Genomic DNA, 10068 nt, shown 5'->3' on the forward strand with positions numbered 1-10068 from the left:
CGGCGTGGCCGGCCTGCCGGCCTCGGAAGGCCGTGGCGGGCGGGCATCGGCCTTGCCGGTCGAGCGGGCCACGGGCGCAGGACGGCGCAGATACAGCCAGCCACCGAGCGCCGACGCGACCCCGGCAGCCGCCAGCCCGGCCATCACCGTCAGCACGCCGCCACCTGGGCGCATGCTGCGCAATGTTCGTCCATCACATTTCCTGCCTGCACCTGATTCACCCAGCCCCTGCCAGTGCCCACGCACCGTTGCCACGGCATCGGCGCGGCAGACCACAACTTTAGAACTGCGTCACATTTGCGACGCCGCCCTGGTCCCCCTCGGCGTGACGGCGCCGTCCACCGGAATGCTCTAGAATGCGACCGCGCGACCCGTCACTGCCTACCGACGATGTCGCTTTTTTTGTTTTACGCCCTTTCTTTTGCTGGTACGTTCGGCGGTGTTGAGCGCCGTTCGCCCCATCGGAGTCGCCATGTTATTTGAAACCCTCGAAACCGCCGGTCACGAACAAGTGGTGTTCTGCCACAGCCGCGACGCCGGGCTGAGGGCGATCATCGCCATCCACAACACCACCCTGGGCCCGGCCCTGGGCGGCGTGCGCATGCGTCCGTACGCGAGCACCGAAGAGGCGCTGGCCGATGCGCTGCGCCTGAGCAGGACGATGACCTACAAGAACGCCCTGGCCGGCCTGAACGTGGGCGGTGGCAAGGCGGTGATCATCGGCGACCCGCGCCAGGACAAGACCGAAGTGCTGTTCCGCGCGTTCGGCCGCTACGTGGATTCGCTGGGCGGGCGCTACATCACCGCCGAAGATGTCGGCACCGATGTCAACGACATGGAGAATATCTACCTGGAGAGCGAGTACGTCACCGGCGTTCACCAGGTGCACGGCGGCTCAGGCGACCCGGCTCCGTTCACGGCCTATGGTGCCCTGCAGGCCTTGATGGCCTGCCTGCAGCACAAGCTGGGCCACGAGGAGGTCGGCAAGACCAGCATCGCCGTGCAGGGCCTGGGGCACATCGGCATGGAATTCGTGAAGCTGCTGCGTGACCGCGGAGCCAAGCTGTTTGTCACCGATCTGAACAGCGCGCTGGTCGACCGTGCGGTCACCGAGTACGGCGCAGAAGCAGTCAAGCCGGACGACATCTACGACGTCAACGCCGATGTGTTTGCCCCGTGCGCGCTGGAAGGCGCGATCAACCCGGACACCCTTTCGCGACTGAAATGCAAAATTGTGTGCGGTACCGCCAACAACCAGCTCTCCAGCCTGGAGGTGGGCGACGATCTGCATGCGCGCGGCATCCTGTATGCGCCCGACTACGCGGTCAACGCCGGCGGTGTGATGAATGTATCGCTGGAAATCGACGGCTATAACCGTGAGCGCGCCATGCGCCTGATCCGCAGCATCTACCACAACCTGGGGCGGATCTTCGCGCTGTCCGCGAGTGCGGGCATTGCGCCGCAGCGTGCCGCCGACCAGATTGCCGAGGCGCGCATTCTGTCGATCGGCAAGCTCAAGATGCCGCTGGGCCGGGCAACGCCGCGATTGGGCACGCTGCGCGGCAGTTGATGTAGAGCCGGGCTCTGCCCGGCTCCACGTGGGCGTCCGGTCAGAACGCGGTGGCAAAACGCAGCGCGACCTGGCTCAGGTCACCGCGCGCGCCGAAGCGCTGGTCGTAACCCAGCGACAACTGGCTGTTGCGCCCCAACCACGACTGCACGGAGACGCCAAACAGCCCGCCCGAGCGGGTCGGCTCCATCGCGGCCATGGGCGACCAGCTGTCCAGTGCCATGAAGCTGGCCTGGGACTGCAGGCCGTCGCTGGACAGCAGCTGCTGCCATTCGGCATAACCGCGCAGCGACCAGCCTCGCCAACGCTGCTCGGCACGCACACCGGCCAGCGCCTGGCTGCGTGTGGCGACGTTGTCGTGGGTACGCAGGCCAAAGCCCAGGCCACCCTGCTCGCTGAAGCCGTCGGTGCTGACCCGGGCGTAATCGGCGCCCATGTACGGGGTCAGCGCCACGCTGCCGGCTTGGAAGCGATAGCCCGATTCAACACTGGCGGTGCTGAACTGGCCGCCGTAGCGGGTGCTGACGCCATAGGCATTCGCCCCGAGCAACAGCTGACGATCAATCTCGCGCGTGTACTGACCCGCACCGAGCTGGGCCAGCGCATAGCCGCCCTGCCCCAGCCGCCAGCCCGCATACAGCTGCGCCTGCGACTGGCGGTCGTTGCCGCGATCACCACCCCAGCTGCGGCTGCTGTGGTTGCGGGTCTCGCCGAAGGCGAAGCCCATCACGCCGTTGCTGCCAAACGCCGCATCCTGACCGATCATCCAGCCACGGGTATCACCGGCACTGCCGGCAAAGCTGCCCTGGCCAACATCGCCCAGCTGGCTCTGCCAGGCACCCTGCAGACGCGGCGCGGTGCGCACGTCATCGAAGCGCGAGGACAGCGCGCGACGGCTCATGTCGATGCTGTCGAAGGTCATCGCCGAGGCCAGCGAGTGCGCCTGACCGGACAGGCTGTCCAGGCTGGCCTTGAGCGCGTTGGCCCCGGATACCTGCTGCAGCTGCGCCGCGCCACTGGCGAAACTGGATTGCGTGTCATTGCCGGTATCGAGATGGACGAAGGCCTCTTCAACACGTGCGGCCGATGCGGTACCGACGACACCCAATCCGGCCGACGCTGCGGCGCTCTGCACATTCACACGATTGATGTTCATCCAGGCGCGATTGGCGTCGTAGTCCAGCGTGCCTTCCAGCAACGTCACCTGGTTGGAGTTCTGCAGCTGATTGAAGGTACCCGTGAGGCCCTGCCCGGCGGTGATCAGCACCTGCTGCTGTCCAGCCTGCGGCACGTATCCTTCCACCACCGAGTGGACATGCACAATGCCGCCTTCCAGCGTGACGGTACCGGTCACCTGCAGCGCGGCAGCACCCAATGCCGGGCTGAAGCGGGCATTGGCACGCTGGATGTAGTTGCCCTCGATCACTGCATTGATGCCGGCTTCACCCAGCGCCACGACACTTGCGTTGTCGACATTGCCGATGACCCGCGTCGTACCGGGCCTGAACTGAAGCACCGCGCTGGCCACACCTGGGACATTCGAATTGGTGGAAACCAGGATGTCCGAATGGATGGATGCGCCCCCGAGCAGCGACAGCGTTCCGCGTTCGATGCGTGTGCCGCCGGTGTAGGTCGTAGTGCCGGCCAACCGCAGAATGCCGTCGCCCTGCTTGATCAACCCCCCCTTGCCGGAGATGTTGTTGCTCCAGACACTGGCCGTCTCGAACGCAGGAGCAGCCGTCACATCACCCCAGTCGAACTTCGCCGGGCCATTGATGGCCTTGGCGATGTTGAGCAGGCCGTAACCGAAGGTGCTGTCCACGCCCGTCGGCCCCAGGTCGGTCGCGGTACCGAGCAGGGTCTGGCGGACCAGGTCGTTGCTGAAATACGGGTACTTCTGCCATACCAGCGCGGCCGCACCGGACACCAGCGGCGCAGCGAACGAGGTGCCGTAGTTCCACAGATAACTGGGCGTGGTGCCGGACGCACCGGTGTAGTCGGGATCGACGAACACGGCTGCACCGGGTGCGGCCAGACAGTAGTTGGCGGCCACGCCACAGGCGTTGGCATAGGACGCCAACTTGCTGGGGTCGGTGGAGTCAACGGCCGTCACACTGAGCCAACCGCGCTCCAGATCCGCCGCCGGGCGGCTGCCGCCCGGACCGGCCTGGCTGGGCAACGCCGCCATGCTGGACGGATTGGGCTTGGATTCGTTGCCGGTGGCAAACACCACCAAGCCACCGTTGCTGATGATGAAGGGACGATACTCCTGCGCAATCGCGGCAGTGGCCGAGGCGTTGGTCCAATACAGGCCACCCCAGGAGTTGTTCATGATCTTCACGCCCTGGGCGATCAGGTCCTGGTGGACGGGGGCAAGCCCGATGGCACCGCTGACCTCATTGCCGTTACCGCTGCCGTCATCGGTGGGGGATTTGTCGGCAATGATGCGGGCGGAGACGATGTTCGCGCCCGGCGCGATGCCACCCGGCCACGCGCCGACGGACTTGCCAGCGGCCAGTTCGGCCACCGAGGTGCCGTGACCGACCACGTCGTCGATGTTGAGGTTGTTGGCGCGCGGATCCACGTAGTTGTAGTTGGCCTTCACGCGGCCCGCCAGCGTCGGGTGATTGCGCATCACACCCGAGTCCACGACACCAATGGTCAATCCGGCACCGGTCAGACCGGCCGTCTTGGCGGCAGCGGCCTTGGTGATGCTCAGGTGTGCATCGATGGCCGGTTCTGCCGGCCGGGTTGGCGTCGGCGTCGGTGTGGTGGGCGGCGTCGGGGGCGTCGGGGGCGTCGTCGGTGTGGTGGGCGCGTCCACGCGCACATTGCCACCACCACCGCCACCACCACATGCGCTCAATGCCACGGCCAGCGCGCTGACCACAACTGCCCTGCGAATCGCTACGTGTTTCATCCTTGCTCCCCACATATATGAACGTCACGCTCTATGTGCCGTCATCCCCGACGGGCACCCGCGACAGACTGCCGACCCGACTCCCGGATCAGGGGCGCAGTGTGACCCGAATCGGGCCGTCTTCCAATGTCGGACGTCGCATAACGTCCTTTTCAACGTGAACGATGAACGAAGAAGGGCGCGATGCGATCGCGCCCTTCCAGGTTGCCGCCGGGGCCAGGGTCAGAATGCAGCGGTATACCGCAGCCCCACTTGGCGCAGATCACCGCGTGGACCGAAGCGCTGGTCGTAGCCGAACGACAGCTGCGACTGACGGCTCAGCCATGAGGACACCGAGACACCGAACACGCCCCCCGAACGCGTCGGCTGCAGGCCGGCCATGGGAGCCCAGGCGTCCACGCCGACGAAGCTGGCGTCGAACCCGAGTCCGTCGCTGGACAGGATCTGCTGCCATTCGGCGTACCCGCCGAACGACCAGTCGCCACGCTGCGCCTGCGCGCGCAGACCCGCCAATGCCTGACTGCGCTGACTGCTGCTGCCGTCGCTGCGGAGACCGAAGCCAAAACCGCCGGCTTCACTGAACGCGTTGCTGTCCACCCGCGCGTAGTCCGCGCCCAGATAGGGTGTCAGCGATGCACGCGGGCCACCAAAGCGATAGCCCGATTCCACGCTGGCGTTGCTGAAATTGCCGCTGTAACGGGCATTCACGCCATACATGCCTGCGCCCAGCAGCAACTGGCGATCGATTTCACGGGTGAACTGCCCCGCACCGATCTGACCCAAGGCATAGGCCCCTTCATGGTTCCAACCGGCATACAGCTGTGCCTGCGACTGACGGTCGCGGCCCGAGTCGCCACTCCAGGCGCGACCGCTGCTGCTGCGGGTTTCACCGAAGGCCACGCCCACCATGCCGTTGCTGCCGATGGCGGCGTCCTGCCCCATCATCCAACCCTGGGTCTGGAAGCCATTGCCGGCGAAGCTGCCCTGCCCGGGTTCGCCCAACGCGCTGTGCCATGCACCGCGCAGTCGCGGCGCAGCGGATACCGCATCAAAGCGCGACGACAGCGCGCGACGGTTCATGTCGAGGTTGTCGAAGGTCATCGCGGTGGCCAGACCATGGGCCTTGCCGGAGAGGCTTTCCAGGCTGGCCTGGAGGGCATCTGCGCCCTGCGTGCGCTGCAACTGACCCGCCGCTTCTACGAATTCGGGCGAGACCCTCTCCACGTCACCGTCGAGGTGGACGAACGCCTCTTCCACCCGATTAGCCGAGGCAACAGTGATGGCGTCAAAGCCGGCTGAAGCCGCCGCCTGGGTCACCGAAACACGGGTGATGCCGAGCCAGATGGAGGTCGGGTCGTACTGCACGAATCCTTCCAGCAGCGCGACTCGACCGCCGTAGCTGAGCCGGGAAAACCTGCCGGTCACGCCTTGCTGAGCGGTCATGATTTCCTGCATTTCGAATTCGAGCGGGCCCACCTTCGGCACATACCCCTGCACGACATTCATGACCATGAGTTCGCCGCCGTCCAGTGTGGCCTTTCCCGTAACCTGGAGAGGCGAGGCCCCCAGTGCCCACGACAACCACCCCTGCGAAGACTGGTAGTAGTTGCCGTCAATGACCGGGGTACTGTTGGCGGCCAGCAGATACATGCCGCCGAAGTTGGCCACATGACCCGTAACCCGCGGCGCACCCGCTCCGAACTCAAGTGCGCCATTCGGAAGTCCGCCCAACTCGCCCGTGGTGACATTGCCGGTCAGGCTGGCCCGGCTGCCGAGTGTCAGGATGCCGCCCTGGATGAGCGTCTCGCCAGCGTAGGTATTGTTTCCTTCCAGAACCAATCTGCCAGTGCCCTGCTTCACCAGGCCACCCGCACCGCTGATGTCGTTGCTCCAGACGGTGGCCGTCGGTGTGCGCGGCACGTTGACGGTGAAGTCACCCCAATCAAATCGAGCCGGGCCCTTCACCGCCGCCGCCACGTTCAACAGGCCGTAACCGAAGGTGCTGTCCACGCCCGGTTCGCCCAGATCGGTGGCAGTCCCCAGCAGCGTCTGACGTACCTGGTCATTGGTCAAGTACGGATACTTTTCCCATACCAGTGCCGCCGCACCCGACACCAGCGGCGCGGCATACGAGGTACCGCCACCGTAGTACAGCGGCGTCGTGCTTCCGGTGCTCTGCGGGTCGATGAAGACCGCCTCACCGGGGGCGGCCAGACAGTAGTTGGCCGCCATCCCGCACGCATTGGCATATGAGGACAGGCTGTCCGGTTTGCTGGAGTTGATCGCCGTCACCGCCAGCCAGCCACGCTCCAGGTCAGCCGCCGGCAACGTGCCGTTCGGACCGGGCTGGCTGGGCAATGCAGCCATGTCCGACGGATTGGGCTTGCTCTCGTTGCCGGTGGCGAACACCACTAGCCCGTTGTTGGCAAAGATGAAGGGACGATACTCATTGGCAATTGCAGCCGTTGCCGAGGGGTTGGTCCAGTACAGACCACCCCAGGAGTTGTTCATGATCTTCACGCCATTGGTGATCAGGTCCTGATGCACCTGGGCCAGGCCCAGCGCGCCGTCCACCTCGTTGCCATCCCCGGACCCATCATCGGTCGGGGCCTTGTCGGCGATGATGCGGGCGGAGACGATCTGCGCTCCTGGCGCGACGCCACCGGGCCAGCTGCCTGCTGCCTTGCCCGCCGCCAGCGACGCGACCGTGGTGCCATGTCCTACCACGTCGTCCTTGGCAAGATCGTTGGCCGCCGGATCAACATAGCTGTAGCTGGCCACCACCCGGCCGGACAACGTGGGGTGGGCGCGGTTGACGCCGGAATCGACGATGCCGATGCGCACGCCCGTGCCGGTCAGGCCCTGCCGGTCATTGGCGTTGATCAACGCCAGATGGGCGTCGATGGCCGGCTGCGGCAGATTGCCAGTTCCGGGTGTCACCGGTGGATTCACTGGCGGGTAGGTCGGTGTATTAATCGGCGTGCCGCCGCCACCGCCGACCCGGACGTTTTCCCCGCCACTACCGCCACTGCACGCGCTCACTGCGATCGCCAACGCGGCTGCCAGCGCGGTCCTGCCCCCTGCAAGCTGCTTCATCCCTGTTCCCCCAGACGTTGATATGACCACGCCAGGTGCCGCGCTTACCCCGCAGACACCGGTGGTAAACCTCGACCCTCTATACTGGGCCTCCCCCGCAGTCTGACGGCAATCGGGGCCGGTTCCAATGGCCTGACTGCCAAAACGCCAACGCATCAAGAGATTGCCATGTCCAACATTGTCATCGCTGCAGCCAAACGCACCGCCATCGGTTCCTTCCTCGGCCAGTTCAATGGCGTGCCCGCGCCCACGCTGGGCGCGACCGCGATCCAGGCGGCGCTGGAACAATCCGGGGTTCCGGCCGCAGACGTGTCCGAAGTGATCATGGGCTGCGTGCTGCCGGCCAACCTGGGCCAGGCTCCGGCCCGCCAGGCCGCCATCGCGGCGGGCCTGCCACTGTCCACCGGCGCGACCACGCTCAACAAGGTGTGCGGTTCGGGGATGAAGGCGATCATGCTCGGCCACGACCTGATCAAGGCCGGCTCGGCCAGCATCGTGGTGGCCGGCGGCATGGAATCGATGTCCAACGCCCCGCACCTGCTGCCCAACTCGCGCACCGGCAACCGCTACGGCAACTTCCAGGCGGTCGACCACATGGCATTCGATGGCCTGACCAACGCCTATGACGGCAACCCCATGGGGGTGTTCGCCGAGTACGCGGTGGACAAGTTCCAGGTCAGCCGTGAGGACCAGGACGCGTATGCGATCGAATCGGTGCGACGCGCCCAGGCCGCCCAGGCCGAGGGAGCCTTCGCCGACGAAATCGTCGCGGTGAAGGTCGCCGGCCGCAAGGGCGACGTCGAGTACGCCCAGGACGAACAGCCGGGTCGTTCCGACATCGCCAAGATTCCGACCCTGCGCCCGGCCTTCAAGAAGGACGGTACGGTCACGGCGGCCAGTTCCTCCAGCATTTCCGACGGCGCTGCCGCGGTGGTGCTGCTGGCAGAAGACGACGCGGCGGCGCGCGGCCTGCAGCCCCTGGCCCGCATCGTGGCCCATGCCACCCATTCGCAGGAACCGGAATGGTTCACCACCGCGCCGATCGGTGCCATCCACAAAGTGCTGGAGAAGGCGGGCTGGACGCTGGACCAGGTGGATCTGTTCGAAATCAACGAAGCATTCGCGGTAGTGGCGATGGCTCCGATCCGCGAATTGGGCATTTCCCACGACAAAGTCAACGTGAATGGCGGTGCCTGCGCATTGGGTCATCCGATCGGCGCTTCGGGTGCTCGACTGGTGGTTACGTTGGTCAACGCCTTGCGCAAGCGTGATGCAAAGCGCGGAATTGCCACCTTGTGCATCGGCGGCGGCGAAGCGACCGCCATCGCTATCGAATTGATTTAATTGGACTTAACTCGCATTTCGCAAAAATGAATGCGCGATCGCTTGACAGCCATTCGTGGCTTGTCATCATGTTGCCGGGCGCGCAATAGCGCGTTGCCTAATCTAACGACGAGGATTCACACTAATGAGCATCAACAAGCTGCTGATCGCGATGGCCCTGGGCCTGGCTCTGACCGCCTGCTCGAAGCAGGAACAGGCTGCTGACGCCGCCGCTTCGGCTGACGCCGCTGCTGCCGACGCCCAGGTCGCTGCCGACCAGGCCGCTGCTGCTGGCGCCCAGACCGCCGACGCTGCCCAGGCTGCTGCCGACACCGCCGCCACCGCTGCTGACGCTTCGGCCGACGCTGCTGCCCAGGCTGGCGCTGCTGCCACCGACGCTGCTGCCGACCAGGCTGCTGACGCTGCCAAGGCTGCCGAAGGCACCGCCGAGCAGGCCAAGGACGCTGCTGAAGAAGCCAAGAAGTAATAACTTCTTTCTTCAAGCAAGTCTGAAGAAGCCGCTGGTTCGCCAGCGGCTTTTTCTTTGGGTGTGATGTACCGAGCATCGGTCGGTACCCACCGATGCTCCTGTACCTACCGGGTCTTCACGGGGGCATGAATACGCTTTGGCTCCCCTCAGATGAAACAGGTGCGTGCCATGAAGATCCGATCGATCACCCCCGCCCTGCTGGCCGCTTCCCTGCTGTTGGCGCTGGCGGCGTGCAAGGGCCCGGAGGCCGAGCAGGCCCGCGAGGATGCGGCACAGGCAGCCGACAGCGCAGGAGCCGCAGCGCGTGAAGCGGTGGACCAGGCCGCTGCCTCGACCCGCAACGCGGCGGATGAAGCGGCGGCCGCCTCGCAGCAGGCGGCGGCAGATGTCCAGCCGGCCCTGGACCGCGCGGCAGCGGCCACCTCCGAAGCGGCAGTGGAGGCCAAAGACGCCGCCAAGGATGCGGCAGCGCATGCCAGCGATGCCACCGCCACGGCGGCCCAGAAGGTCGCCGACAAGGCCCGCGACGTCGCCGACGACGCGCAGAAGAACGCGGAAGAAGCCAAGCGCTGACGCCTCGCACCGTAGAGCCACGCCCTGCGTGGCTTTGCGGTTTTCAGCCACGCAGGGCGTGGCGCTACGGCAGGGCCCGCTGCAGGATCGCGGTGT

The 10068-nt window shown here is 65.8% G+C and carries 6 protein-coding genes; 4 read left to right on the forward strand and 2 right to left on the reverse strand.

The window, feature by feature from the left end; genetic code table 11:
- The first annotated feature begins 472 nt into the window (after positions 1-472).
- Positions 473-1570, forward strand: coding sequence for a Glu/Leu/Phe/Val dehydrogenase dimerization domain-containing protein (locus QMX83_RS17300; protein WP_282297880.1), 1098 nt, complete (start codon positions 473-475; stop codon positions 1568-1570).
- Positions 1571-1610: 40 nt separating this feature from the next.
- On the opposite strand, the gene QMX83_RS17305 is transcribed toward QMX83_RS17300, so the two are convergent.
- Entirely contained in the window at positions 1611-4490 is a 2880-nt protein-coding gene (locus tag QMX83_RS17305) for an autotransporter serine protease (protein ID WP_282297881.1), read from the reverse strand.
- Positions 4491-4712: 222 nt separating this feature from the next.
- Positions 4713-7586: an autotransporter serine protease gene (locus tag QMX83_RS17310; RefSeq protein WP_282297882.1), complete on the reverse strand. Its 2874-nt coding sequence runs from the start codon at positions 7584-7586 to the stop codon at positions 4713-4715.
- A gap of 168 nt (positions 7587-7754) precedes the next feature.
- On the opposite strand from QMX83_RS17310, the gene QMX83_RS17315 reads away from it, so the two are divergent.
- The 3 genes from QMX83_RS17315 to QMX83_RS17325 all read left to right on the forward strand — a co-directional run bounded on the left by QMX83_RS17315 (position 7755) and on the right by QMX83_RS17325 (position 9972).
- Positions 7755-8930, forward strand: coding sequence for an acetyl-CoA C-acyltransferase (locus QMX83_RS17315; RefSeq protein ID WP_282297883.1), 1176 nt, complete (start codon positions 7755-7757; stop codon positions 8928-8930).
- A gap of 124 nt (positions 8931-9054) precedes the next feature.
- A complete protein-coding gene (locus QMX83_RS17320; protein WP_282297884.1) occupies positions 9055-9396 on the forward strand; it encodes a hypothetical protein in 342 nt (113 codons plus the stop codon).
- Positions 9397-9567: 171 nt separating this feature from the next.
- Positions 9568-9972 (forward strand): hypothetical protein, encoded by a 405-nt coding sequence (locus tag QMX83_RS17325; RefSeq protein ID WP_282297885.1) that lies wholly within the window; start codon positions 9568-9570, stop codon positions 9970-9972.
- Positions 9973-10068 lie beyond the last annotated feature (96 nt).

Source organism: Stenotrophomonas sp. PS02289 (assembly GCF_029960115.1).
GTDB lineage: Bacteria > Pseudomonadota > Gammaproteobacteria > Xanthomonadales > Xanthomonadaceae > Stenotrophomonas.